Raw genomic sequence first — 24,627 nt, forward strand, 5'->3', positions numbered from 1 at the left:
GGACTTCAGGAGGCCGCAATCACATGCGGCTCCCATGCTTTTGCCTGTGGCGACGCCGACAAACCAAGCTGGTCGATTGCGCGGGCGGCAAGTTGATCGACAATATCAGCCACACTTTCCGGAAGATGGTAAAATGCCGGCACGGGCGGCATGATCATTGCGCCCATTTCTGTGGCCGCGCACATGTTGCGCAAATGGCCAAGGTGCAGCGGTGTTTCCCGTGCCATCAAAATCAGTTTGCGGCGCTCTTTCAAATGCACATCTGCTGCCCTGACAATCAAATTGTCGGAAAAGCCATGGGCGATTGCCGCCAGTGTTCGCATGGAGCAGGGGGCAACAATCATGCCCGCCGTGTGGAAAGAACCGCTGGCGACAGCAGCGCCAATATTGGTGACCGGATGGTTGAAATGCGCCAGCGCCGAAATTCGCTCAATGGCGGCCGCGCCGACTTCATGCAGCAATGTTTGACGGGCAGAGGGCGAGATGACCAGATGGGTTTCTACTCCCCGCATGTCTGCAAGACGCTCAATGATGCGCACGGCAATAGCGGCGCCGGATGCACCGGTAATGCCAACAACGGCCCGTGACATGGTCATGGTTTTTCTCCCAATCCGAGCTCACTCCACATGGCGTCGACTTTGGCAATCACATCTGGCGTCATCGACAGCACGCGGCCCCATTCCCGTTCTGTTTCACCTGGCAATTTGCGGGTGGCATCCAGTCCCATCTTGCCGCCAAGACCGGCCTTGGGAGAGGCGAAATCGAGATAATCAATGGGTGTGTTGTCGATGATCGTCACATCGCGTGAGGCGTCAAAACGCGTGGAAAGTGCCCAGATGACATCCTCCCATTGGCGAACATTGATATCCGGGTCCACAGCGATGATCAGTTTGACGTAATTGAACTGCGGCAGCATGGACCACAGGCCCATCATGATGCGCTTGGCCTGACCGGGATATCGTTTGTCGATGGAAACGACGATGGCGCGGTAGGAACAGGCTTCCGGGGGCATCCACAGATCAACGATCTCGGCAAACTGTCGTTTGACCAGTGGCAGGAAGATTTCCAGCATCGCCTCACCCAGAACCGAGGGTTCGTCCGGAGGCCGACCGGTATAGGTCGAGAGATAGACTGGTTTCTGCCGCATGGTGATGGCAGACAGGGTCATGACGTGAAACGGTTCAACCGAGTTGTAATAACCGGTGTGGTCGCCATAGGGACCTTCTGCTGCCGTCTCATTCGCCGAGACGGTTCCCTCCAGAATGATTTCCGCATTGGCGGGGACCGGCATCGGAACCGTCACTGCCTGTGCGATACGGCTTCGCATGCCGCGCAGCAGGCCTGAAAAACCAAGCTCACTGATATGTTCCGGCAGGGGCATGACGGCCGCCAGAATGAGGGCTGGATCGGCGCCGACCGCAATGGTAACCGGCATGTCCTCTCCACGATTTTGCCACATGCGGTGATGTCGTGCGCCACCACGGTGAGCGAGCCAGCGCATGATCAGCTGGTTCCGTCCCAGCACCTGCATACGGTAAATCCCGACATTGATGTCGCTTGGATCATCCGGTGACCGGGTGATCACAAGCGGCCAGGTTATCAGCGGCGCAGGTTCTCCCGGCCAGCACCATTGCACGGGTAATTTTCCGAGGTCGACCTCATCACCCTGCAGAACAATGTCCTGCACCGGTGCGCGCGCTACCTGTTTCAGGCGCATGGAAAATGCCGCCTGCAACATCGGCAATTTGTTCCATGCATCCTTGATGGAGTGTGGAGGGCGTGGCTCGCGCAGGTCGGCAAACCGTTCCGCCAGGGCTTTCAGGCCGCCGGTCTCAACTCCCATGCCCCATTCTATCCGTTGCTGCGTGCCGAACAGATTGGCCAGAAGCGGTATGTCATGCACCTTGCCGTCTGCGGCCACCGGCTTTTCAAACAGCAGGGCAGGCCCGCCATTTTGCAACACCCGGCGGTGAATTTCCGTGACCTCATGCACCAGCGACACGGGCTGTTCAATGCGCTTCAACTCACCACGTTGTTCTAGCATGGCAAGGAAGCCGCGCAGATCACCGGCGCGGGTCGGCGTGGGTTTTTTATCCATCATGTGTTCTGTCTGGCGGCTGCAAATCATTCTGTCTTTGCGCTCGGTCAAACGGATTTGCGTCCGGTGCGGTTAGTTTGCCGCACACTGGTCCATAGAGTTAGAGACGCCCATGATGACTTTTCCAACCGCTCTTGCGAAACCGATGCGCTATCTGCCGCTGCCGATTGTGCAGCGCGTGACCGCGCTGATGCTGACGCAAATCATGAAGCAACATCCTGATCTGTTTGGCCGCCTCGCAGAGCATCGCAACAAACATTATGCGTTTCTGCCAAGCGACCTGCCGTTTGCTTTTTTGGTTCATCCGGCCCGACCCTCGATCACCGTCAGCCGTAAAAGCCGTTACTTGAAAGCGGACGCGTCGGTCACGGGACCGCTGTTCATGCTGCTTGCGCTGATGGAGGGACGGCAAGATGCGGATGCACTTTTCTTCTCGCGTGATTTGACGGTCACCGGAGACATGGAGGCCATGCTGGCGCTCAGAAATGCGCTGGATGACAGCGGTGTCGATCTGCCACACGATCTGGGCAGCATTGCCGGGCCGCTTGGTCCGTGGGTGACCAAGGCTGCAAGCAACCTGCGTGGGCGCATCCTGTCAGAAGGCGGGGGTGCGGCATGGAACTGATCTGTCCTGCAGGAACACCCGCCGCCTTTCGTGAGGCCGTCGATGCGGGGGCTGATGCCGTGTATTGCGGTTTCCGTGACGAGACCAATGCCCGCAATTTTCCGGGCCTGAATTTTTCGCGTGAAGAACTGGCGGACGCGATTGTCTATGCCCGCAAACATGGCACACAGACCTTCGTGGCACTCAACACCTTTATGCGGGCAGGCAGCGAGGAGATCTGGTATCGGGCTGCGGCCGATGCGGTCAAGGCCGGCGCCGATGCGCTTATTCTTGCCGATTTCGGTTTGATGGCCCACGTCGCGGAAACATTCCCGGAGCAGCGTATCCATGTGTCGGTACAGGCCTCCGCTTCCAATGCGGATGCCGTCAACTTTCTTGTCGATGCATTCGGGGCGAAACGGGTTGTGCTGCCACGAACCTTGACCATTCCGGATATTGCCCGTTTGGCACGGCAGATCCGCTGCGAAATCGAAATCTTTGTATTTGGCGGTCTGTGCGTCATGGCGGAAGGGCGCTGTTCGCTCTCGTCCTATGCCACGGGAAAGTCGCCGAACATGAATGGTGTCTGCTCTCCGGCCAGCCACGTGCGTTACCGGCAGGACGGCAAGGACCTGGTGTCCGAGCTTGGCGACTACACCATCAACCGTTTCCCGGATGGTGAGGCGGCGGGTTACCCGACCCTGTGCAAGGGCCGTTTCGATGTGGCCGATGACAAGGGGTATGCCTTTGAAGACCCGGTCTCACTTGATGTAATGGATCAGATTGACGCCCTGCGCGATGCCGGCGTCAGCGCGCTGAAAATCGAAGGCAGACAACGTGGCAAGGCCTATGTGGCCGAGGTTGTGTCCACCCTTCGCAAGGCACTGGATGCCAGCGCCGATGAACGCGGCAAACTTCTGTCGCGGCTCAGGCTTTTGAGTGAAGGCCAGCGCACCACGTCGGGCGCATACGAAAAACGCTGGAGATAATGGCATGTCACAAATACCAACGCTGACGCTTGGGCCCGTTCTCTATTTGTGGGAAGGGGAAAAGTGGCGTGATTTTTATTTCCGCATCGCTGATGAGGCACCGGTTACCCAGGTTTTTCTGGGTGAAACCGTCTGTTCCAAGCGCTTCCACTTTACCGAACCGCATCTGGCCGAGGTTATCGAACGGCTGGAAAATGCCGGCAAACAGATTGTTCTGTCGACTCTTGCCTTGGTGACGCTGGAGCGCGAAAGCCGCCATGTTCGTGGCCTGATTGCCGATAGTCCTTACCCTGTGGAAGCAAACGACCTTTCGGCCTTGGGCATGTTGCGCGGCACGCCGCATGTTATTGGTCCAATGGTCAATGTGTATAATGCTGCGACGGCGCGGCTGCTGGCCTCGCGTGGCGCCACCGCGATCTGTCTGCCGCCCGAGTTGCCGGTGGAATCGGTCAATCGCATTGTTGCTGACACGCCTGATGTTGAGTTTGAGGTATTTGCATTCGGCCGCATGCCGCTGGCCATTTCGGCGCGCTGTGCCCATGCCCGTTCTAAGGGCAATATCAAGGATAATTGCCAGTTTGTCTGCAAGGATGATCCGGATGGTCTAGCGGTCAAGACACTTGATCAGCAGTCGTTTCTGGCGCTGAACGGTGTGCAGACCGTATCGCATACCTGCCAGTCGTTGCTTGGAGAATTGCATGATTTGGCGCAGGCGGGTGTTTCCCGTTTCCGTCTATCGCCGCAGGACTGTGACATGGTGGCGGTTGCCAGGATCTATGATGATGTGCTGGCTGGTCGGTGCGACGCCGATGATGGCATCGAGCAGATGCAGCGCATCTATGCCGGCGTGCCGCTTTCCAACGGCTTCCATCACGGACGCGAGGGTGCCGCATGGGTTGCCCGCGCCCGCAACACGGCCCATGGAGCAAACCTCTGATGATCAACACAAAAGACCCGGTTGAAAAAATGCAGCCGAGAACCCTAAGCGTGAGCGACATTCCCGACGCCATTCATCTGGTGCGCAGTATCGTCATGAAAAGTGCGCTGGATTGTGAGTGCCGCGACACGGTGGACGCTGCCCTGCAGCAGCTTGAGTCGTTCGAGCAGCAGCGCAATCAGGCAAGACTGCTGGTGATGGCGCGTGAGGAGCGCCGCAAGATCGGTATCCTCCTGGATATGCTGGGGGATTTTGCCGAGGATGACGAGACGGACAGCGGCATTATCGAAGCGGCCAGCCTGCTGTTTGCAGACATTGCAGCTGCCGCGCAGGAGGGCTCCCGAATTCTCAAGGAAATCACCTCGCCAGAAACATGCGTCTAATTGTCATGTTTTCTCCGCTGTTTGATCCAGAGCAAAGAGCGGGTACTTGCAAAATGTCATCTCCGGGACAGTAAAGTCTATCAAGGGATGAATGGCATATGCGCTTGTCGGGGACGGGGTTATTTACGGTAACGGCATTGCTTGCCGCCGGGGTTTCGAGTGTTGCGTTGGCACAATCGGCAGCGCCCGGCTCTACGACAGTTCTGGACACGATCACGGTTGAAGGCAAAACATTGTCGGGCGTGGAGCAGGCGCGCAGACGCCTAAAGGCCATTCCGGGCGGGGTGTCTTCTATTCGGCCGCAGGCGGATGCCGGTCCAGCCGTGCCGACATTGGCCCAAGCCCTGTCTTCCGCTCCCGGCGTTGTTGTTCAACGGTTCTTCGGTGGCAATGACCAACCGCGTGTCCAGATCCGTGGTTCCGGTCTCCAACAAAACCCGGTTGAACGCGGTATTCTGGTGCTGAAAGATGGCCTGCCAATCAACCGCGCCGATGGCTCTTATATTGTCGGCCTGGCCAATCCGGGGCAGGCCAGTCTCATTGAAGTCTACCGTGGTTACACAGCAAACCGTCTGGGTGCGAGTGTGCTGGGTGGGGCGATCAATTTCGCTTCGCCGGTCGAAAAGGGCACAACGATTTCCGCAGGCGGTGGCAGCTTTGGGCAGGCCGATGTTTCCGCAAGAACCGGTTTTGACGGCGAACGTTTTGCAGCCGGATTTTATGCCGATGTCAGCCGCCGCGACGGTTTCCGCGATTACAACGACTCTCGTCGGGTTAATGTCGGCGGCGTGGTGGAAGCCGAGCTTTCCGACATCGTGAAAACCCGTCTCTTTGCCAGCTATACCGATCTTGGTTTTGATGTGGCTGGACCGCTGAACAAGACCGCGATGGAGGCCAATCCACAACAGGTTTCACCGGGTCCACCCACCAGTCAGGGACCCAATGTCATCCGCGACAAACCGCGTCGTGAAGCCAGCCAGTTCCTGATCGGCTCTCGTACATCAATCGAATTGGAAGAACATCTTTTCGATATTGGTCTCGGCTACACCTACACCAAGGACATGTTCCGCTTTCCGGTTTCGAGTGGCGTAAGACGCACCGAAGGTGGCGATGTGACCGGCCTGTTGCGTTACGCCTATCAGCCGGATGCTTCTGCCCTGTTGCCGCTGTTTGAAACATCCGTGCAGTACACGGTCGGCTCGTCGGACCGCACCTACAATATCAATCGCGCCGGTGGTGATGGACCGGCTTTCTTCAGCAATGATCTCGATGCTTCGACGTTATCGTTGAATGCCGGATTGAACATCCCGCTGTCGGATACGGTGACGCTGTCGCCTTCCTTGTCCTACACCTATGCAACGCGTGACAGTAAGGATCTCTGGGCGGCAGCAACGCGGCCACGTCTGACCTATGGTGCCGGTGGTGGTGTCCTGTCGAATGTGGCCGCTCTCGATACCAGCTATGAGCGCAGCTACAGCGGCTGGTCACCGGCCCTTGCTGCAAGCTGGCGGCCAGATGAAAACAACATGCTGTTTGCCGCGTTGAGCCGCAGCTTTGAACCACCGACCCATGATGATCTGCTCGGCACCACCGGCGGCACACCGAACGCCTCGCCAACAGGCTTTTCGACACCTGATCTCGACGCGCAAACCGCAACAACGGTGGAGATGGGTTGGCGCGGCAAACGTGGCCTGTGGACCTTCGATGCGACGGCCTATTATTCCTGGGTCGACAATGAGCTGTTGAGCCTGCGCGATAGCAGTGGTTCTTTGCTGGCGGCTTTCAATGCCGACAACACGACCCATGCCGGCCTTGAACTTGGTGTGTCCAGCGAAATCATCGACGGGTTGACGGCACGCATGGCCTATGTGCTGCAGGACTTTCGGTTCCATGATGATCCGGTGCGTGGCAACAACCGACTGGCCGGCGCACCGCGCCATGTCGTCAATCTGGCCCTGCAATATGCGCTGACTGAGCAGTGGGACATCGGTGCAGCCTTGCAGTGGGTGCCCTCCAAAACGCCGGTCGATAACATGAATACGGTGTTTGCCGATCCTTACGTCGTTGTCGATGTGAAGAGCGAATATCGCATCAACGAAACGCTGTCGGTCTATGGCGCAGTCACCAATGTCTTCGACAAGACCTATGCCTCCTCCACGCTTATTCTTGATCAGGCAAGCGCCGGTCAGGCGGTTTACCTGCCGGGTGATGGACGTGCGTTTTATGCCGGCATCAAGGCACGTTTCTAACGAAAGGACGGGATCATGACTTTGCTTACACGCCGCCAAACCCTTTCGGCACTGTCAGCTTTTACGGTCACCGGTCTTGCCGCACCCTCGCTGTTGAGGGCTGAGGCACCGCTGACCTTTTATGGCCCACCGGCGGCACCATCGGCCGTGCTTGCCCATGCGGTTAAGGGTGGCTTCCTGAACGAGGTTGCGCCGGGGGCGATCTTCAAGGCGTGGAAAACGCCGGATGAAATGCGAGCAGCCGTTGCTTCCGGTTCGATGGGGGCGGTCGTCATGCCAAGTTACGGCGCGGCCAATCTTCACAATCGCGGGCTGGGCATCGGTTTCCTGAACGTGCTGACCACCGGCCTCCTCTACATCGTGTCGAAAGACGAAACGCTGACGACACTGGAAAGCCTGAAAGGTAAGACAGTTGCCTTACCGTTCAAGAACGACATGCCCGACATCGTGCTGGCCCGACTGATCGCAGAACAGGGCATCAAGCCAGGGGAAATCGCACTTGAATATGCCGCTTCTCTGCCGCAAGCCGTGCAGCTGCTGTTGACGGGCAGGGTGGATGCCGCGCTGCTCAGCGAACCAGCGGCAACCGCCGTACTGATCAAGGCCAAATCCTTCTTCATGACCGTGCACCGCACCATTGATGTTCAGAAAGAATGGGCCAAGGTCTCGGGCAAGGCTGAAATTCCACAGGCGGGTTTGGCGCTGACATCGGAGTTTCAGCAGAAACTTGGCAAGGCCGGCATCGCGGCATTGCAGACGGGTATCGAGACGGCGCTGGCAAGTGCCATTGCCAATCCGCAGACCGCCGCAGATGCCGCTGCCGATACGCTGGGCTTCCCGGCTGACATTATCGCGGCTTCCTTCCCGACCAGCCATCTGTCGGCTTTGAAAGCCAGTGCGGCACGGGCTGATCTCGAAGCCTTCTATGATGAGCTTGCGAAGGCCAACCCTGCCATTATCGACGGTAAAAAGCCGGATGACAGCTTCTATCTGGTGTGAATGACATGAACCGTATTCTCGAAGGTTTCGGCTGGACTGGGCGCTATCTCTGGGCGGGGTGGGCCGGACTTTCGGGAATATTCTGTTTTCTCGCTGCCTGGCAGGCTGGGCATGAAATCTACGGCTCGTTCATTCTGCCGTCGCCGGGAGAGACTTTTTCCGCAATTGCGCAACTGGCAGCTCGGCCAGATTTCTTCGGCATTCTGTCGCAAAGCGCGGTGCGTGCGCTTGCCGGTTTTGTGATCGCGGCTGGCATCGGCACGACAGCTGGACTGCTGGCAGGTTACTCTTTTGCGGCCATGCGCTTGATGAAGCCGGTGGTGACGGTGATGCTGGGCGTGCCGCCGATCGGCTGGATCGTGCTGGCGCTGATCTGGTTCGGTTCGTCCGGCGGCACGGCTATCATGACCGTGGTTATTGCTTCCGCTCCGGTGTCCTTTGCCGGTGCACTGGAAGGGGTAGCCAAACGTGACCGGCAGCTTGAGGTCATGGCGCAGGCTTTTGGGGCGTCGTGGTTTTATCGCCTGCGCACTGTCACGCTTCCCCATGTGTTGTCCTACCTGTTTCCCGCCTGGACGACGACGGCCGGCAGCGCATGGAAGGTCACCGTCATGGCAGAGCTTCTTTCCAATTCCGGAGGCATTGGCGGTGAGCTGGCAACCGCGCGCGCCTTGTTCGACATTCCGCAGGTAACTGCCTGGCTGGCGATCACCGTAACGCTGGCACTGCTGACCGATTACGGATTGCTGCATCTGCTGCGCGAAGCGCTGGAGCGCTGGCGGGCCGCCGGGCTGCCATGGGGTGTGAAACGATGAATGACGCTATTGCTCTGCATTTTGAGCGTGTCGGTCACGCCTTTCTTGGACGGACCCTGTTTGAGGATTTCGATCTGGATGTCGCAAAGGGTGAAACCGTTGCTCTGCTTGGTCCTTCCGGTAGCGGTAAGACGACCATCCTGCAAATTGCCGCCGGCATTATCGAACCGGTGAAGGGCCGTTTGCAAAGAGGCTATCGCCGGCAGGGGCTGGTGTTTCAGGAGCCGCGGCTTTTGCCATGGATGACATTGATCGACAATATTGCCTATGGTCTCGCGGCCGAGGGCATGTCGAAACGCGAACGCCGCCAGATTGCCAGTGCCTTTGCGCTGGAAGTCGGGTTGGAAGAAACCGATTTTACAAAATACCCGGTTGAGCTTTCCGGCGGCATGCGTCAACGCGCCGGTGTGGCGCGGGCGCTTTCCGTAAATCCGGATATGCTGTTTCTCGATGAGCCGTTCAGTGCCGTGGATGTCGGCTTGCGACGCCATTTGCAGGATTTGTTGATTGCGGCAGCGACCAGACGCGGTTTCTCTACCCTGCTGGTGACGCATGATCTTTATGAGGCGCTGCGGGTCGCGAACCGGCTGATTGTACTTTCCGGGTTTGCTGGTCGGGTGCTTGCCAATTATCTGCCTGACGGGCAGCCAGGGCAGCGTCAGGAACGGATGATTTTTGAAGAGGCAGAGCGTCTGTCGCGTGATCCGGCATTCGGTGAGTTGTTTTCGGCACGGGAGCGGCGCAGATGAAACGGCATCCGATCCTGTCCGAAGCGCTGCGGTTGTTCTTTCCACTTGCAGCTCTGCATGGCGCCCTCTGGCCTTTCCTATGGGTGCTGGTGGGCAGTTACGACCTGCCATTTGCTTACGACATTGCCCCGTCGCAATGGCATGCGCATGAGATGATTTTTGGCACCTATGGCATGGCCCTCGCCGGGTTTTTGGTTGCCGCCGTGCCGGAATGGACCGACACCAAAACCAGCAGTGGCAAAACGTTGCTCTGTCTTGCAGCACTTTGGTTGCCCGCCCGGATTATCGGTGCTTTGGGAGCTGATGCCCTGAGCCTGCTGGCAGGGCTGTTTGATCTTGCATTTCTGCTTGCTGTCGCCGCTATCATAGGCAGGGCGATGCTGGAGAGGCGGACCACAAAACATCTGGCGTTTCTGGCTTGGCTGCTACTGTTTGCCGGGGCTGAGGCCGGTGTTCGTTATGCTTGGCAGGTTGGCGATGTTGAACTGGCTTCCCGGATGCTGGAAGCCGCTCTTTGCATTTTCATCGTGTTGTTTTCGCTGTCGGCTTCGCGCATCAATGTCGTCGTCATCAATCTGGCGCTTGATCCCACGGGCGAAACCTCGCCTTACCGGCCGCATCCCGGACGCAGACACATGGCGGGCGCCATGGTCACGCTCTATCTTGTGGCAAAACTCGCCTTCCCAGACAGTGACGTGTCCGCATGGCTTGCTCTTGCTGCCGGCGCTGCATTTTTCGACCGGCTGGCTGAATGGTTTGTCGGCCGCGCTGCGTTCAAAACAGAGGTTCTACTGCTGGCTTTTGGCAATGCGTCTGCGGGCATCGGTTTTCTGGCGCTTGGGGCAACCCGTCTTGGTTTTAACCTATCGCCCGCTGCCGGTCTGCACATGTTGTCGCTGGGCGCTCTCGGCTGCGCTGTCATGGCGGTGTTTATCATCGCCGGTCTTCGTCATACGGGGCGCAACCTCGACCGTTTGCCATGGCAGGCGCATGTTTCTGCTGGTCTGATGATCGTCGCCGCACTGGTTCGGGCGCTTCCCGAGTTTGATGCACTATCCGCCATAGCGCCCTATCATCATGGTCTGAGTGCTGCCTTGTGGGCGCTGAGTTTTGGCGTGTGGTTGCATGGCTTCATGCCATTCATGCTGCGACCGGGCGTCGATGAACAAGGCTCTTGCGGCTGATCTGAGGGCATCCCATCTCATTGCTCGCCCCAGAATTCATTGCCCGTTGTGTAGGCATGGCAAATTGATGCTGCCGATTTTTGTGACTTAAGTCTGCAATCAACTCCGAGCGGGCCCCCGCACTCGATCATTTTTCGCTGCAATTACAATCCCGTTTTTATCTGGCACGCTTGTTGCTTCGTTTTGAAGGCGTCCAACGGCGGGCGCTTATAGCAAAGCTGCTGATCTGAAACTGACGTTCCTCAAGGGACGGCAATTTTCGATCTGCAGCTTTTTTGTTTTTGGGATTATCAAAAGACCGGAAGGTCTTGCTCGAACCGGGTGATGTGTATGCAGGTTTTGCCATGACAGATACCAGAACGGTCAAAGGCTCCTGTCCTTATTGTGGTGTCGGCTGCGGTATCGTGATGGAGGTCAGGGACAACCGCGTGGTCAAAGTTTCCGGCGATAAGACCCACCCGGCAAATTTTGGCCGGCTTTGCACGAAGGGCAATAGCTGTGCGCAGGTTATCGCGGATCCAGGCCGGATGGATAAGGCTCATATGCGCCATGGACGCGACCAGGACCAGGTTCCGGTTGCCGTTGAAAAGGCGATCAAGGAAACTGCACAGAGGCTGAAGGCGATTATTGAACGGCACGGGCCGGATGCGGTTTCACTCTACGTGTCCGGGCAGATGTCGCTGGAGGCGCAATATCTGTCCAACAAGCTGGCCAAGGGATTTATCCGCACCAAACATATCGAATCCAACTCGCGCCTTTGCATGGCAAGTGCTGGCAGTGGTTACAAGCTGTCACTTGGCTCTGATGGACCGCCTGGTTCCTACGAGGATTTCGACAAGGCCGACCTGTTTTTTGTGATCGGCGCCAATATGGCGGATTGCCATCCGATCCTGTTCTTGCGGATGATGGACCGCGTCAAACAGGGTGCCCGTCTTATCGTGGTTGATCCGCGCCGCAATGGTACTGCGGACAAGGCAAACCTGTTTTTACAAATTCGGCCGGGAACCGATCTGGCGCTGCTCAACGGTCTTCTGCATCTGATTGTCAAAAACGGCCATACAGACAGCGGCTTTATCGCCGAGTTCACTGAAGGCTGGCAGCAAATGCCTGCTTTTCTGGCCGATTACACGCCGGAAAAAGTCTCTGACATTACCGGGCTTGCAGTCACAGATATTCTGCAGGCTGCTGACATGATGGGTGCGGCGCGGGAGTTGATGAGCTGCTGGACCATGGGGCTGAATCAAAGCACGCATGGCACCTGGAACACCAATGCTATCTGCAATCTGCACCTCGCCATGGGCAAGATCTGTCGGCCCGGGAGCGGACCTTTCTCGCTGACCGGCCAGCCCAATGCCATGGGTGGGCGCGAAATGGGCTACATGGGTCCGGGTTTGCCGGGCCAGCGTTCCGCACTTGTTGAATCAGACCGAACCTACATCGAAGATCTCTGGAATGTTCCGCGTGGAAGCCTGCGAGCGGAAGCGGGTGGTGGGACGGTTTCGATGTTTCAGGAGATGGCGGACGGGCTGATCAAGGCCTGCTGGGTCATCTGCACCAACCCGGTTGCCAGCGTTTCCAACCGCGACAATGTCCTGAAGGGTTTGAAGGCAGCCGAGCTTGTGGTGGTGCAAGACGCGTTTCTCGACACGGAAACCAATATCTACGCCGATATTCTCCTGCCCGGCGCGTTATGGGCCGAAGGCGACAGCGTCCTGATCAATTCGGAGCGCAACATCACGCTGACACCAAAGGCGGTTCAGCCACCCGGCGATGCGATGCCCGACTGGTTGCTGATTACCCGTGTTGCGCAGGAAATGGGATATGCCGAGGCATTCAGCTACACCTCTTCAGCGGAGGTGTTTGACGAGATCAAACAGGCCTGGAACCCGAAAACCGGATACGATATTCGTGGGGCAAGCCACGAACGGTTAAGCCGTGGTCCATTGCAGTGGCCGGTGGCATCGACAGAAAGCGCGTCCCGCAACCCGATCCGCTACCTTAATGACGGCCAGAGCCAACCCCTCAATATGGACGAGGCTAGAGCACCACGGCTGGTGTTTGCCACGGCCAGCGGCAAGGCTGCTTTTTTCTCACGGCCGCATATGGATCCTGCTGAAATGCCGGGGGCGGAAAGACCCTTTGTCCTGAATACCGGCCGCTTGCAACACCAGTGGCACACGATGACCAAGACCGGCAAGATCGCTACGCTGAACAAGCTCAACCCCGGTCCGTTTGTCGAGATCCATCCTGAGGATGCTGCCGAATTTGGCATTGAAGACAAGGACAGGGTGGAAATCAGAAGCGCACGCGGACGGGCTATTTTACCGGCCGTGGTCACCGACCGCGTTTTGCCCGGTAATTGTTTCGCACCATTTCACTGGAACGATGTGTTTGGGGATGATCTCGCCATCAATGCTGTGACCAGTGATGCGGTTGATCCGATCTCCCTTCAACCCGAATTCAAATTTACGGCCGTTTCAATTCGCCTCAGCGAAAAAGCCAACAAGCCCGAATCCGCAAAGGAGACCTTCCCCGTGAACGCCATTGCAGATCAAGCCACCGCCTTTTCTCTTTCTCCCGTGTCGGAAATTGCCGCTTTCAGCATGATGACCGGTGTCAGTCTGGCCCCCGCGCCGGTATTGACCACACCGGAACAGACCTATCTGCAAGGCTTTATAACAGGCCTAAATGCGGCAGCGACTTTGGGTATTATTGAAACACCGGTTTTGCCTGCCAATGCACCCTTTGTGCAGGAACGTCGGCTGTTGATCGATGGCATGCTTGCGGGGCTTTTTTCACGCAGTCGCCTTAGACAGAGTGACATAGTGCCGCTGGCGCCGTTTCTTGTGCCGACGGACAGTGTGGAAAGCGCAGGTCAAAGCATTGTTATTGCTTGGGCATCGCAGACCGGCAATGCGGAAACCGCAGCGAGTGCCTTTGTCAAACAATTGGCTGCACAGGGAAAACATCACCGGCTCGTTGCCTTGGAAGACCTGTCGGCTGAGGATTTGGCAAGTACCGGCATCTGCCTGTTTTTCGTCAGCACCTTTGGTGATGGTGATCCGCCCGACAGTGGGGAGGCGTTCTGGAAGATGTTGAATGCGGAGAACGCCCCGCGACTTGAGAGGCTTCACTATTCTGTCTGCGCATTTGGCGACAGCAATTATGATCAGTTCTGCGGTTTTGGCCGTAAACTGGACCAGCGGTTGGCGACACTTGGCGCGCAGCGCCTGACTGAGCGGATGGATTGCGAGCCGGATTATCAGAACGTCATTGCCGAGTGGGAAACGCGTGTCCACGAACAACTGCAGCCAAAAAAGGAGGCGGCAGTTGCCTCAAACTCATCATCGGTTGTTGTCGTTGATACCGAAAAGCCGGATGCCAAACCGGCTTTTACGCGTAAAGCTCCCTATGCGTCTCGGCTTCTGGTCAATCGATGCCTGACGAAAGAGGGCGGGGCAAAGGATGTTCGCCAGTTTGTGTTTGATCTTGGCGAAAGCGGCATGGTTTACGAGGCCGGGGATACGTTGGGCGTGTGCCCCAGCAACTGTCCGATTCTGGTGGAAGAAATTCTGGCCTCACTTCACCTGGAAGCCAATAGCCCTGTTACGCTTGATAGTCTGGGCGAAATGCCGGTTTTCGAGGCGCTTCAACGCCATCTCGAGATCGGCAAGGCAAATGTCGATTTTGCAAAGTCGTGGGCAGCACTGTCCGGTAACAAAGCCCTGACCGACATTCTGGCTGGTGGGAAGGAGCAGGTGGCGAACTGGCTGTGGGGCCGGCAGATTGCCGATGTGGTGGCTTTTGCGCCTTGTTCCCTTAGTGCACAGGATCTGGTTTGCAATCTCAAACGGCTTCAGCCGCGGCTTTATTCGATTGCGTCCAGCCCGAAATCACATCCTCGCGAAGTTCATCTGACCGTCTCTGTCGTTCGCTATCTCAATGAAAGGATGAGCCGTTCAGGCACAGCCTCGGCATTTCTGGCAGATCGTGCCACAGACTGCCCAGTGCCGATTTTTGTGCAGCCTTCCTCGCATTTTCGACCGCCGCGCAATTCAGATGCGCCAGTGATCATGGTGGGGCCGGGGACCGGCATTGCGCCGTTCCGGGGATTTCTTCAGGAGCGGCAAGCCACGGGCGCGAAAGGAAAAAACTGGCTGTTCTTCGGTGAGCAGCGGCAGGCAACTGATTTTTATTATCGTGAGGAATTGGAGCAGTGGCAGAAAACCGGCCATCTCAACCGTCTTGATCTGGCATTTTCCCGAGATCAGGACGCAAAAATCTACGTCCAGCACCGCATGCAAGAGCAGGGTGCCGCGCTGTTTTCCTGGTTGGAGGAGGGAGCGCATTTCTACATTTGTGGTGACGCAAGCCATATGGCGCGGGATGTGGATACCGCTCTTAGGGATATTGTTGCCAGGCATGGCAACATGGATTGTGATGCCGCCGAGGCATATGTAAAGCGGCTTTCATCCGAAAAACGTTACCTCAGGGATGTCTACTGAGCAGGCTGCTGTAGCGTGTTTGTTCATGTCCGAAATTGACAAGCGCAGCGGTCTATCAAAAGAATGTTGGCAAGCCGCGCGATTGTTCCTAAGAATCGCTTCTGCGGCATCACCAATCCTGCCGTATCGAAATCACGAAGTGGACGGCAAGCTTTGGGACTGGATAATACTTTTGATACAGCCAGGGATCGCGCCTTGCTGGAGGCTCTGTTCAAAGCGGCGGTTGAAGCCGCTGACCCGTTAATCGGCATTAAAAAACATCTGCCGTCACCGCCGAAGAATGGCCGCACGGTGGTTATCGGTGCTGGAAAAGGCGCTGCACAAATGGCTGCTGCTCTTGAAAGCCTGTGGCCTGAACCGTTGAGCGGTGTGGTGGTGACCCGCTACGGATATGGCTGTAAGACGCAATCAATCGAGGTTATTGAGGCCGCCCACCCGATGCCTGATGAAAATGGACTTGCTGGGGCCAAGCGGCTTTTCGAGACCATTTCTGGGCTTTCAGAAAACGATCTGGTGATCGCACTGATCTGCGGTGGCGGTTCGGCTTTGTTACCTGCGCCGCCAGAAGGTTTGACGCTTCAGGACGAGATCGTCCTCAATGAGATGCTGCTGGCGTCGGGCGCGCCAATCTCTGCGATGAATATCGTGCGCAAACATCTTTCCACCATCAAGGGCGGTCGTCTTGCTGCAGCGACAAAAGCCCGGGTCGTCAGCCTGATCGTATCGGATATCCCCGGCGACAATCCTGCATTTGTGGCATCGGGCCCGACCATTCCGGATGAAACGACACGGCAGGATGCGCTTGAGATCGTCAGGCAGTACAAACTTGCCTTGCCGGAGGCCGCATTGCGCCATCTGAATTCGCCAGCAGCGGATGCGCCACATCCAGGTGATGTCGTTTTTGCACGCAACAGCCAACACATCATTGCCTCTGCCAGCGTCTCACTTGAGGCCGCCGCAGATGTTGCCCGGTCGCACGGGCTGGAGGCTCATATCCTGTCTGACTCGATTGAGGGCGAAGCGCGCGAGGTGGCGTCGGTGCATGCCGCATTGGCGCGCGAAGTGGCTGTCCGCAACCGGCCGTTTCGCAAACCTGTGGTTCTGCTGTCCGGTGGAGAAACCACCGTGACCTTGCGGCAAAAAGGCGGGCGAGGCGGTCGCAATGGTGAGTTTGCGCTTGCCTTTGCCATTGGCATCAACGGCCATGATATCAGCGCACTTGCCGCAGATACCGATGGGATCGATGGTTCCGAAGATAATGCCGGTGCCTTTGTTGATGGTAGAACCGTACAACGGCTGCGGGCTGCCGGACTTGATCCACGGGTCTTGCTGGATGGCAATGACAGCTTCAGCGGCTTTTCTGCTATTGGCGATATATTTCACACCGGTCCAACCGGTACCAACGTCAATGATTTTCGCGCCATTCTGGTCCGCTGACCCCTACGCGCAATGAGAGCATGTCCATGATCCTCTGTTTTGATATCGGCGGCACCACGATAAAGGGTGCCTTGGCGTATTCGACTGAAGACATTCGCCTTTTGCCGCGCGTTACAACGCCGAAAGATGATTTCACAGCGTTCGTCGGCGTGCTCCGTCAGGCGGTTGAAGACTGCGAAACGAAGCCTGAATGTGTGTCGATTTCGATTGCCGGTGTTGTCGATGAAGACAATGGATGGGCAACTGTTGCCAATATTCCCTGTATTCACGGGCGTGATCTGAAAGCTGATCTCGAGGTCGAACTTGGTCTGCCGGTTATCGTTGCCAATGATGCCGACTGTTTTGTGATGGCGGAAGCCGGCATTGGTGCCGGCAAAGGCCACCGGGTGGTTTTCGGTGTTATCCTCGGGACAGGTGTTGGCGGCGGACTGGTGATTGATGGCAAGCTGATCAATGCCAATGGCGGGTTTGCCGGCGAATGGGGGCATGCTCCGGTCGCTGCGACACAAGCGGGCAATCCACCGGCTCATATTCCGCCGTTCCGCTGCGGTTGCGGTCTTCACGGCTGCATCGACGCAACCTGTAGCGCGCGCGGTCTGGAGAAATTGCACGAGCTTCTGCATCAGGAGGAGAAGTCCAGCCAGCAGATCATTGATCTCTGGTGTGCGGGCGATGAAAAAGCCACTCGTACCATCGATGTCGAGGTCGATCTGCTTGCGTCGCCGCTTGCACTGGTGGTCAACGTTACGGGCGCTAGTATCGTGCCAGTTGGTGGCGGTCTTTCGAATTCGCAGGAATTGCTGTCGGCGCTTGATGAAGCTGTGCGCAGTCGTGTCCTGAGAAAAATTTCCCGACCGCTTGTGGTCAAGGCGCAGTGCGCCATTGAGCCGGGACTGGTGGGTGCGGCGGTGCTTGGGCTCGCGTCACTTAGCGACTGAAAGCACGCGCATTTATTGCAAATAAATATCCGTCGGGCCATCGCCGCGCCCGGTGGTTAGCCAGTTGCGGGTGACGCCAAGAATGCTGGCAATGGGATCGAGATAATTTTCCGGCGGTTCATCGCGGTCATTTTCCCAGTAAGACCAGACAAGTGCGGAAATTCCGAGCTTTGCAGTGACGATTTCGGTTGAAAGCTGTGCTGCATCACGGGCCAGCGAGAGACGGCCACCGATCGTGTCGTCATGGGCGGAGAAGGTCGGGAAAAAAGGGATTGTCACAAGATATCACCTGCCGGTCATGACGGTAACAGCCGGGCGATTTGGACCGCCCGGCTGTAAAATTATCAGCCTTTTTCTTCACCGACCCATGCGGCGATCTGATCGGGATGATCTTCAATGTATTTGGCAACGGCCTCGTCGTAGGATGTTTCCTGAGCGTTGAACATCGCGGCTTCCAGATCGGCAATCGGCAGCTTCATGCGTGACAGGAACTCAGCGACCTTAGGGTTTTCTTCCTTTAGGCCTTTACGCGCCAGAATGTCGACATGTTCTGCTTCGCCAAGCGAGTTTTTAGGATCGGCGATGTAGCGCAGCTTGTATTTGCCAAACATCCAGTGTGGGCTCCACGAGGTGGCGACAAACCATTTTTCAGACCGCATGGCGCGGTCGACAGTGGTCAGCATGCCGGCTTCACTGGAAATCTGCAGCTTGTAGTCGCTCAAGGCGTAGTCTTTCAGTGCCTGTTCGGACAGACGTGTCAGGCCCGCGCCAGGATCAATGCCCTGAACGGTGTTGGCCAGCTGTTTTTTCACGTCATCCTTGGCCAGATCTTCGATCGAGGCGATGGCATCTTCCGGAATGTAGTCGGGAACGACCCATCCGAGCTTTGCACCTTCGTAAACGGTGCCAAGGGTCTCAACCTTGTCTTTGACCTTGTCATAATAATCCGCATGGGTCTGCGGCAGCCACGCCATCATCATGGCGTCAATGTCACCACGGCTGACACCCTGATAGAGCGGTGCAACATCTGTCTGCACCAGTTCAACCTTGGTGCCCAACTTATCTGTGATGACCTTGGCGGCAAGTTTGGTAACAAACTCGGCATCCGACCATGCTGCCCAGCCGATTTTGACTGGCTTGGCATCCTGCGCGACGGAAAGTGTCGCCGTGCTGCCAAACATCATGGCTGCAAGGCCAAGGGTTGCGATTGTCTTGAACATATGTGCTCCTTTTTTGAAGGTTCGCATGGGGCGGGTTTGAGCCCGCTTATGGGGGAAAAGTTAGTTGGTGGCAGTGACCAGTTGTGGTTCGCGGGCGTTCTTGTGAAACAGCACACGCCAGAAGGCAGGGCGTTCCTTGCCAAGGCTTTGGGTGATGCGGTCCAGGATGACAGCAAGAATGACGACGGCGATGCCACCTTCAAAACCGGTGCCAACATCTAGGCGCTGAATGCCTGTCAACACGGTATTGCCGATGCCGCCTGCGCCAATCATCGAAGCAATGACCACCATGGAAAGCGACAGCATGATCGTCTGGTTGATGCCGGCCATGATGGAAGGCATGGCGTTCGGCAACTGTACCTTGAGCAACAGCTGCGAGGGTGTGCAGCCAAAGGCGAGACCTGCTTCGATAAATTCTGCATGCACTTGGCGAATACCCAGATTGGTCAGGCGAACGACCGGTGGCATAGAGAAAATGACGGTGGCTATGGTGCCCGGTACCGCGCCGAGACCGAAGAACATGGCAGCGGGAATAAGATAAACGAAGGCAGGCATCGTCTGCATGAGGTCCAGCGTTGGACGGGCAACCGCGGCAACCTTGTCATTGCGTGCCATGGCAATGCCCATCGGCAGGCCAAGCACCATGGCGATGATGGTCGATGCCAGCACCAGCGACAGGGTCTCCATCATTGCCGACCACAGTTGCATATGGTTGACGAGATAAAGCGACAGGGCCGTGAAAACCGCAAAACCTGCACCGACGCGCCAGAGAGCCAGCGCGACAAAAATGGCGATGCCAAGTGGCATGGGAATGGCCAGCAAACTGTCCTGAATGCCGCTGGTTACAAAACCGATTGCTGCGGCGATGAAATCCAGTGCAGGGGAAAAGTTATCCAGAATGTAATTGACGGCAATGTCTATACCGTCTCCGATATCGAAATTCATGAGAGGGTCCAATTGTTGTGGCGACGACGAAGAACGGGGTGAGCTGTTCCATCCGCAATCGCCGGAGTAAAAGGCGGCATGTCCTTAAAGCGCAGCTTGTCAGGACATGGGGTTGCGATGGTCATCAGTTGGTGCGGTCAAGCGTTTCCAGCAGTGTGGACTTGCTGATTGAGCCCAGGTAGCGGTTGCTGTCATCGACGACAGGCACAGGCCATGGGCTGCCTGCAACCTTGCTCATCACATTGGACAGGGGTTCGGATGCGGCAATCGCCTCGGCTTCTGGAAGGAAGGCGTTGCGGTAGGGATCGCTCGCGCCAGCCTTGACCTTTTCCACAACGGAGGTCTGGCTGACCATGCCATGGTAGGTTTTGTCGCGGCCGAGAATGATCGCGTATTCGCGGTCAAAGCTCTTCATGCGCTCCAGCGCCGCGGCGGCTGAAACGCCCTGCCGTTCGATGATGGTGACCTGCGTCTTGCGGGCAATATCGCCAGCCTTGAAGACGTGCGAGACATCCACGTTGCGGAAGAACGAACGCACATAATCATTGGCTGGGTTGAGAACGATTTCGTCCGGCGTACCAACCTGCACCACATTGCCGTTTTCCATGATGCAGATACGGTCGCCGATGCGCATGGCTTCGTCGAGGTCGTGGCTGACGAACACAATCGTGCGGCTGTGTTCAGACTGAAGCCTGACAAGTTCGTCCTGCATTTCTGTGCGGATCAGCGGGTCGAGTGCCGAAAACGCCTCGTCCATCAATAGAATTGTGGGTTCACTGGCAAGAGCGCGGGCCAGACCAACACGCTGCTTCATACCACCGGAAAGCTGATCGGGACGGCTGTTTTCATAACCGGCAAGACCAACGGCAGCGAGGGCGGCCATGGCTTTTTCATTGCGCTCTGTTTCACCAACGCCTGCCACTTCAAGACCGAAGGCGGCATTGTTCAGCACTGTGCGATTGGGAAGCAGGGCAAAGGACTGGAATACCATACTGATGTCGCGTCTGCGCACGTCAATCAGGTCACGCTGCGACATGCCGGTAATATCGCGTCCATCGATTTCGATCGAACCGGATGTCGGTTCGATCAACCGGTTGAGAAGGCGCAGGAGAGTGGATTTTCCAGAGCCCGACAGGCCCATGATGACGAAGATTTCGCCAGAGCGGATGTCGAAACTGGCGTCATTGACACCGATCGAACAGCCCGTCGCCTTGTGAATTTCGGATTTTTTCTGCCCTGACCGGAGCATTTTCAAGGCTTTCTCGGGATGGTCACCAAAAACCTTGTAGATGTTTTTCAGACTGATCTTGGTCGAGTGCTGCTGCACAGACGTCTCATTTTCAGTTGTCAAAGCCATACAATATGAGCCGCGCTCAATAGCGCAGGCATTCTCCTTGAGTTGAAGACTGTAACGCCAAAGAATAAATATCCTTATACGTAGTCTTTCTTGCGTTATTATTGGTTGTCCGGTTTCACCCGAACATTATGGATTTTTTATCGTGCAACTTGTTCAATAACAAAGTCACGCACGCGAATTTAGCGGCCATGTTGCACGCAGTAATATTGATAATTACGGTGCTTCCGCGATGAAGTGTGCTCATCATATAATTCAATTAACTTGAATTGTCTACCAAAAAATCAAATTTTTGGAAATCCATTGCTAAAATTGCCTTATTTCAGGTTGAAAGTAGCTCAAAAATGTCTTCTCGCTTAAGGTTGTTGGAACGATAATCTGCGCACGCGCTTTTTGTTCCACACCCCCTGGAAAATAACGGCTTTTCAGGGCGCTTTCTGCGCTGGCTTGGATCAGGAATGAAGCAGTCTTGGCGTCGCCGGAACGGGTGGCAATTTCGACAGGCCAATTCCCAGACTTCCCATCAATCGGTCAAAGGCCAACTTGGCTTTTTCGGTGTATTCCCGATGGACAGGATTATCCGAATAATATCCCCTAAGCGTCGAGAATACCTCCAGTGCTTCGACTGTCTTTCCAGATGCGGTCAGTGCAACGCCACGTTTGTAGAGCGCCTCGCGGTTAAATGGCGACAGTTTGGTGACTTTCTGGAACGTTGCCGATGCTTCTTCGTAGTGATGCAGCGCAAGCTGTGTTTCACCCAGCCGCATCAGCACAGGAACCGGACTATCGACCTGCCTGGCGAGAGCGGAAAAGGCATCTTCCGCCTGCGGGAGTTTTCCTTTTTCAAACAGCAGATTGGCCAGCCCGAAACGCGCGCCATAATGTTGCGGTGCGGCGTCGACAACCTGTTTGAAGGCAACCTCGGCATTGCCCTTCTTGCCCTCCTTGTACAATTGCAGCGCCTTTTCATAGACGAAGCGAATGCTACGAGGATGTAAGGTGCCGCCGAGATTTTCCCCGGTGCGGGAGCGAAACAACGTGCAGCTTATCTGGCGTTCATCCGGTCCGAACATATATTTGTAGGGCTCGTTGCCACGCAGGAAGTCATAATAGCGGAAGCCATTATCAATTGCCCGGCGGATGCAGTAGCCGTGCAGGACAAAACCCGGGGAGGGAGTTTTCCAGTTTTCATCTCGTCCCGTGACGTAAAACAGGACGGCCATTTTTTGCCGGTCGACAATATTGGCAAGTGCTCCTAATGGTTTGCCCTGATACCACAGGACCGGCACATCCAGATTGCCGTCGACAAAACAATCCATCAGCATTTCGCGTGATCCCGCGATCAACCTTTCGGTGCGCTCCTTGCCCTTGAAAGGCGCCCACTTTATGCGCCACAGGTCGAATAGGATTGTAATGTCGCGTTTGATGGTTTGCGGGGTTGCAAAGGTGATTTGCCAGTCCGCGTCGCTCTCCACTTTGCGCAGGAAGCGCCGTAATTTCTGTCGTGACTGGCTGCTCATACGACTATCGAGATAGGCGTCAAAAGTGTCCGGCAACGGTACGCCTGGGCACACGCAATTGTCGATGTCATTCAGGCTCTTGGGCGTGCTGTCCCGGAACATGACTTCCGGCCCTTGTAGTGCCCGTATCATCGCTTCACGGCGTCCCGGAGGGCCATAAAAATATTCTATTTTCAGGTTCGTCCAGTTCTGCTGGCGAATATAGGAACAGAAACCCTCAACGGCATGTTGCTCATATTCTGCCACGGTGAGGAACCCGGTATAGTCAGCGGCAAAATTCCCGGCCATGATCATTTCATCATAAAAACGACCGGTCTTTTCGTTGAGGATCGTGACGATTCGCAGGGGGAAAAAGGCGACGTAGGGTGAACCTTCTGCCTTTTCGCGCAGGGCCAGAATAAACCAGCGCTTGCGGCGGAAAAGATAGCGTTTCAACCACACCCAAGACAGGAAATGCTGTGCGTATGGGTCGCTCATGAAAACGCGATCCCAATTCTCACGCACATCGTCAAACGCCTGATCCGTATCGATTACATCGATGCGCATGGTCCCCTCCCGTTACGATTTACCTCTGTCGGGAGTGTTCATTGTATTGGGAATTATTCGGCTTCAAATATTCCCTATGGGTGAAAATCGGCCATCAATAGGGATTAGGCTCACGCCCATGTCACCGAAAAGACGTGGCCAAATGATCAGAATTTTTTCTTGAGGAAGTAACGGCCGATGGCATTTGGTGCGCCTTCCAGTTCACCAAATACGGTGTAGCCCATCTTTTCGTAAAACGGTTTGGCCTGAAACTCGAAAGTATCCAGCCATATGCCGATATAACCACGGTCTCGAGCAATTTTTTCGGCTTCTTCAATCAGGTGTGAGCCGAGTTTCTGGCCACGGAACTGTTCGGGAACGACGAGGTATTTCACAAAAGCCCAACCGTAGCTGTCAGTGCCGTAAAGGCCGCCCAGTACCTCACGAGTGCCAGGGTCACGTACCAGCACGGCAAAGTCCGGCTTATCCTCAATCATACCGCGGTTTGCCCGGTTAAACTGGCGCAACGGTGCGATGATTGCTGCACAATCCTGCTCGGTCGGGTTTTCGGTAACGATGTCGATGATGGGCAGGCTCATGGGGAAATTATCCTTTGAATTTTCCCCGTATAAGAGCGCCTGCTTTTCGCTTGTCAATATGAGTGGGAGGCTTGAGATGGCTTTACAACTCGCCTGACACATGAGGGCTGGCGTGAATGAAATTCCAGATGGTCTTGCTGAGTTCGACTATCGCGCCGATCGATTTTTCAAGGGAGTCCAACTCCTTCTGGTCCATCTGCTCAACCTTGCCGTAGCGGACTTCCTTGTCATCGTCGAACAGACGCATCAGTTGAGTGCTGGAAATCTCGCCGTTTTCGTCAAACGAATAAATGCAGTGATTGTATTTGTTGCGCATTTTGGATTCAGACTTCAACCGTGACATCATGCCGAGAATGGCCTTCCGCTCGGCCGCAGGCGTTGCGGAAAGCTTGGCAAGTCGCTCGATGAGATCGATGCGGGCGCGCGTTGTATTAAGTGTCAGAAACACCACAATGGCTGCTTCTTTTTCAACGCGAAGCAGATGAGCGATGATGTAGATCAGCAGGCTTTCCGTATTGGTCCAGACGTAATTCAAACGTCCGACACGTAACAGAACATCTGACATTGCTGCCATTGT

General features: G+C 56.1%; 21 protein-coding genes. 12 read left to right on the forward strand and 9 right to left on the reverse strand.

What is annotated here, in order from left to right:
- Window positions 1-5 precede the first annotated feature (5 nt).
- Both IB237_RS06920 and IB237_RS06925 read right to left on the reverse strand, forming a co-directional pair.
- Window positions 6-590: a UbiX family flavin prenyltransferase gene (locus IB237_RS06920; RefSeq protein ID WP_192488819.1), complete on the reverse strand. Its 585-nt coding sequence runs from the start codon at window positions 588-590 to the stop codon at window positions 6-8.
- A 2-nt stretch (window positions 591-592) separates the two neighbouring features.
- A complete protein-coding gene (locus tag IB237_RS06925; protein WP_371815258.1) occupies window positions 593-2,101 on the reverse strand; it encodes a UbiD family decarboxylase in 1,509 nt (502 codons plus the stop codon).
- 109 nt (window positions 2,102-2,210) lie between these two features.
- On the opposite strand from IB237_RS06925, the gene IB237_RS06930 reads away from it, so the two are divergent.
- The 12 genes from IB237_RS06930 (at window position 2,211) to IB237_RS06985 (ending at window position 17,887) form a co-directional block, all read left to right on the forward strand.
- Window positions 2,211-2,723, forward strand: a complete 513-nt coding sequence (locus IB237_RS06930) for an SCP2 domain-containing protein (RefSeq protein WP_192487926.1) — start codon at window positions 2,211-2,213, stop codon at window positions 2,721-2,723.
- Window positions 2,714-3,691 carry a peptidase U32 family protein gene (locus IB237_RS06935; RefSeq protein ID WP_192487927.1) on the forward strand — a complete coding sequence of 326 codons (978 nt, stop codon included), beginning with the start codon at window positions 2,714-2,716 and terminating at the stop codon, window positions 3,689-3,691. The genes IB237_RS06930 and IB237_RS06935 overlap by 10 nt, the downstream gene beginning before the upstream one ends.
- Window positions 3,692-3,695: 4 nt before the next feature.
- Entirely contained in the window at window positions 3,696-4,628 is a 933-nt protein-coding gene (locus tag IB237_RS06940; protein WP_192487928.1) for a U32 family peptidase, read from the forward strand.
- Window positions 4,628-5,011, forward strand: coding sequence for a hypothetical protein (locus IB237_RS06945; RefSeq protein ID WP_246787737.1), 384 nt, complete (start codon window positions 4,628-4,630; stop codon window positions 5,009-5,011). Before IB237_RS06940 ends, IB237_RS06945 begins: the two co-directional genes overlap by 1 nt.
- A gap of 98 nt (window positions 5,012-5,109) precedes the next feature.
- Window positions 5,110-7,260 carry a TonB-dependent receptor gene (locus tag IB237_RS06950; protein ID WP_192487929.1) on the forward strand — a complete coding sequence of 717 codons (2,151 nt, stop codon included), beginning with the start codon at window positions 5,110-5,112 and terminating at the stop codon, window positions 7,258-7,260.
- Between the two features lie 15 nt (window positions 7,261-7,275).
- On the forward strand, window positions 7,276-8,259 hold the full coding sequence (locus tag IB237_RS06955; RefSeq protein ID WP_192487930.1) for an ABC transporter substrate-binding protein: 984 nt from the start codon (window positions 7,276-7,278) through the stop codon (window positions 8,257-8,259).
- Between the two features lie 5 nt (window positions 8,260-8,264).
- Window positions 8,265-9,074, forward strand: a complete 810-nt coding sequence (locus IB237_RS06960) for an ABC transporter permease (protein WP_192487931.1) — start codon at window positions 8,265-8,267, stop codon at window positions 9,072-9,074.
- Window positions 9,071-9,823: an ABC transporter ATP-binding protein gene (locus IB237_RS06965; RefSeq protein ID WP_192487932.1), complete on the forward strand. Its 753-nt coding sequence runs from the start codon at window positions 9,071-9,073 to the stop codon at window positions 9,821-9,823. Before IB237_RS06960 ends, IB237_RS06965 begins: the two co-directional genes overlap by 4 nt.
- A complete protein-coding gene (locus IB237_RS06970) occupies window positions 9,820-11,007 on the forward strand; it encodes an NnrS family protein (RefSeq protein ID WP_192487933.1) in 1,188 nt (395 codons plus the stop codon). The genes IB237_RS06965 and IB237_RS06970 overlap by 4 nt, the downstream gene beginning before the upstream one ends.
- Before the next feature lie 344 nt (window positions 11,008-11,351).
- On the forward strand, window positions 11,352-15,512 hold the full coding sequence (locus IB237_RS06975) for a bifunctional nitrate reductase/sulfite reductase flavoprotein subunit alpha (protein WP_192487934.1): 4,161 nt from the start codon (window positions 11,352-11,354) through the stop codon (window positions 15,510-15,512).
- A 63-nt stretch (window positions 15,513-15,575) separates the two neighbouring features.
- Window positions 15,576-16,949, forward strand: coding sequence for a glycerate kinase (locus IB237_RS06980; protein WP_192487935.1), 1,374 nt, complete (start codon window positions 15,576-15,578; stop codon window positions 16,947-16,949).
- Window positions 16,950-16,975: 26 nt separating this feature from the next.
- Window positions 16,976-17,887, forward strand: coding sequence for an ROK family protein (locus IB237_RS06985; protein ID WP_192487936.1), 912 nt, complete (start codon window positions 16,976-16,978; stop codon window positions 17,885-17,887).
- Window positions 17,888-17,899: 12 nt separating this feature from the next.
- On the opposite strand, the gene IB237_RS06990 is transcribed toward IB237_RS06985, so the two are convergent.
- The 7 genes from IB237_RS06990 to IB237_RS07020 all read right to left on the reverse strand — a co-directional run bounded on the left by IB237_RS06990 (window position 17,900) and on the right by IB237_RS07020 (window position 24,624).
- Complete coding sequence (locus IB237_RS06990; RefSeq protein WP_192487937.1) at window positions 17,900-18,166, reverse strand: helix-turn-helix domain-containing protein; 267 nt, start codon at window positions 18,164-18,166, stop codon at window positions 17,900-17,902.
- A gap of 65 nt (window positions 18,167-18,231) precedes the next feature.
- Window positions 18,232-19,107, reverse strand: coding sequence for a glycine betaine ABC transporter substrate-binding protein (locus tag IB237_RS06995; protein WP_192487938.1), 876 nt, complete (start codon window positions 19,105-19,107; stop codon window positions 18,232-18,234).
- A 60-nt stretch (window positions 19,108-19,167) separates the two neighbouring features.
- On the reverse strand, window positions 19,168-20,052 hold the full coding sequence (locus IB237_RS07000; protein ID WP_371815259.1) for an ABC transporter permease: 885 nt from the start codon (window positions 20,050-20,052) through the stop codon (window positions 19,168-19,170).
- A gap of 124 nt (window positions 20,053-20,176) precedes the next feature.
- The gene (gene proV, locus IB237_RS07005) at window positions 20,177-21,409 is read right to left on the reverse strand and encodes a glycine betaine/L-proline ABC transporter ATP-binding protein ProV (RefSeq protein ID WP_192487940.1); all 1,233 of its coding nucleotides are present in this window, start codon (window positions 21,407-21,409) and stop codon (window positions 20,177-20,179) included.
- A gap of 449 nt (window positions 21,410-21,858) precedes the next feature.
- Window positions 21,859-23,472, reverse strand: a complete 1,614-nt coding sequence (locus IB237_RS07010) for a GNAT family N-acetyltransferase (RefSeq protein WP_192487941.1) — start codon at window positions 23,470-23,472, stop codon at window positions 21,859-21,861.
- Between the two features lie 146 nt (window positions 23,473-23,618).
- Window positions 23,619-24,050: an N-acetyltransferase gene (locus IB237_RS07015; protein WP_192487942.1), complete on the reverse strand. Its 432-nt coding sequence runs from the start codon at window positions 24,048-24,050 to the stop codon at window positions 23,619-23,621.
- Window positions 24,051-24,132: 82 nt separating this feature from the next.
- Window positions 24,133-24,624 (reverse strand): hypothetical protein, encoded by a 492-nt coding sequence (locus IB237_RS07020; protein WP_192487943.1) that lies wholly within the window; start codon window positions 24,622-24,624, stop codon window positions 24,133-24,135.
- Window positions 24,625-24,627 lie beyond the last annotated feature (3 nt).

It is taken from the genome of Agrobacterium sp. AGB01 (assembly GCF_014851585.1).
In the GTDB taxonomy this organism is placed as follows: domain Bacteria; phylum Pseudomonadota; class Alphaproteobacteria; order Rhizobiales; family Rhizobiaceae; genus Agrobacterium.

What these genes read in the sequence shown, in the direction of transcription:
- IB237_RS06970 (WP_192487933.1), top strand. Translation starts at nt 9,820, where the DNA reads ATGAAACGGCATCCGATCCTGTCCGAAGCGCTGCGGTTGTTCTTTCCA.
- IB237_RS06960 (WP_192487931.1), top strand. Translation starts at nt 8,265, where the DNA reads ATGAACCGTATTCTCGAAGGTTTCGGCTGGACTGGGCGCTATCTCTGG.
- IB237_RS06950 (WP_192487929.1), top strand. Translation starts at nt 5,110, where the DNA reads ATGCGCTTGTCGGGGACGGGGTTATTTACGGTAACGGCATTGCTTGCC.
- IB237_RS06945 (WP_246787737.1), top strand. Translation starts at nt 4,628, where the DNA reads ATGATCAACACAAAAGACCCGGTTGAAAAAATGCAGCCGAGAACCCTA.
- IB237_RS06985 (WP_192487936.1), top strand. Translation starts at nt 16,976, where the DNA reads ATGATCCTCTGTTTTGATATCGGCGGCACCACGATAAAGGGTGCCTTG.
- IB237_RS06935 (WP_192487927.1), top strand. Translation starts at nt 2,714, where the DNA reads ATGGAACTGATCTGTCCTGCAGGAACACCCGCCGCCTTTCGTGAGGCC.
- IB237_RS06925 (WP_371815258.1), bottom strand. Translation starts at nt 2,101, where the DNA reads ATGATGGATAAAAAACCCACGCCGACCCGCGCCGGTGATCTGCGCGGC.
- IB237_RS06920 (WP_192488819.1), bottom strand. Translation starts at nt 590, where the DNA reads ATGTCACGGGCCGTTGTTGGCATTACCGGTGCATCCGGCGCCGCTATT.
- IB237_RS06975 (WP_192487934.1), top strand. Translation starts at nt 11,352, where the DNA reads ATGACAGATACCAGAACGGTCAAAGGCTCCTGTCCTTATTGTGGTGTC.
- IB237_RS07015 (WP_192487942.1), bottom strand. Translation starts at nt 24,050, where the DNA reads ATGAGCCTGCCCATCATCGACATCGTTACCGAAAACCCGACCGAGCAG.
- proV (WP_192487940.1), bottom strand. Translation starts at nt 21,409, where the DNA reads ATGGCTTTGACAACTGAAAATGAGACGTCTGTGCAGCAGCACTCGACC.
- IB237_RS06980 (WP_192487935.1), top strand. Translation starts at nt 15,576, where the DNA reads ATGTTGGCAAGCCGCGCGATTGTTCCTAAGAATCGCTTCTGCGGCATC.
- IB237_RS06955 (WP_192487930.1), top strand. Translation starts at nt 7,276, where the DNA reads ATGACTTTGCTTACACGCCGCCAAACCCTTTCGGCACTGTCAGCTTTT.
- IB237_RS06940 (WP_192487928.1), top strand. Translation starts at nt 3,696, where the DNA reads ATGTCACAAATACCAACGCTGACGCTTGGGCCCGTTCTCTATTTGTGG.
- IB237_RS06965 (WP_192487932.1), top strand. Translation starts at nt 9,071, where the DNA reads ATGAATGACGCTATTGCTCTGCATTTTGAGCGTGTCGGTCACGCCTTT.
- IB237_RS06995 (WP_192487938.1), bottom strand. Translation starts at nt 19,107, where the DNA reads ATGTTCAAGACAATCGCAACCCTTGGCCTTGCAGCCATGATGTTTGGC.
- IB237_RS07010 (WP_192487941.1), bottom strand. Translation starts at nt 23,472, where the DNA reads ATGCGCATCGATGTAATCGATACGGATCAGGCGTTTGACGATGTGCGT.
- IB237_RS07020 (WP_192487943.1), bottom strand. Translation starts at nt 24,624, where the DNA reads ATGGCAGCAATGTCAGATGTTCTGTTACGTGTCGGACGTTTGAATTAC.
- IB237_RS07000 (WP_371815259.1), bottom strand. Translation starts at nt 20,052, where the DNA reads ATGAATTTCGATATCGGAGACGGTATAGACATTGCCGTCAATTACATT.
- IB237_RS06930 (WP_192487926.1), top strand. Translation starts at nt 2,211, where the DNA reads ATGATGACTTTTCCAACCGCTCTTGCGAAACCGATGCGCTATCTGCCG.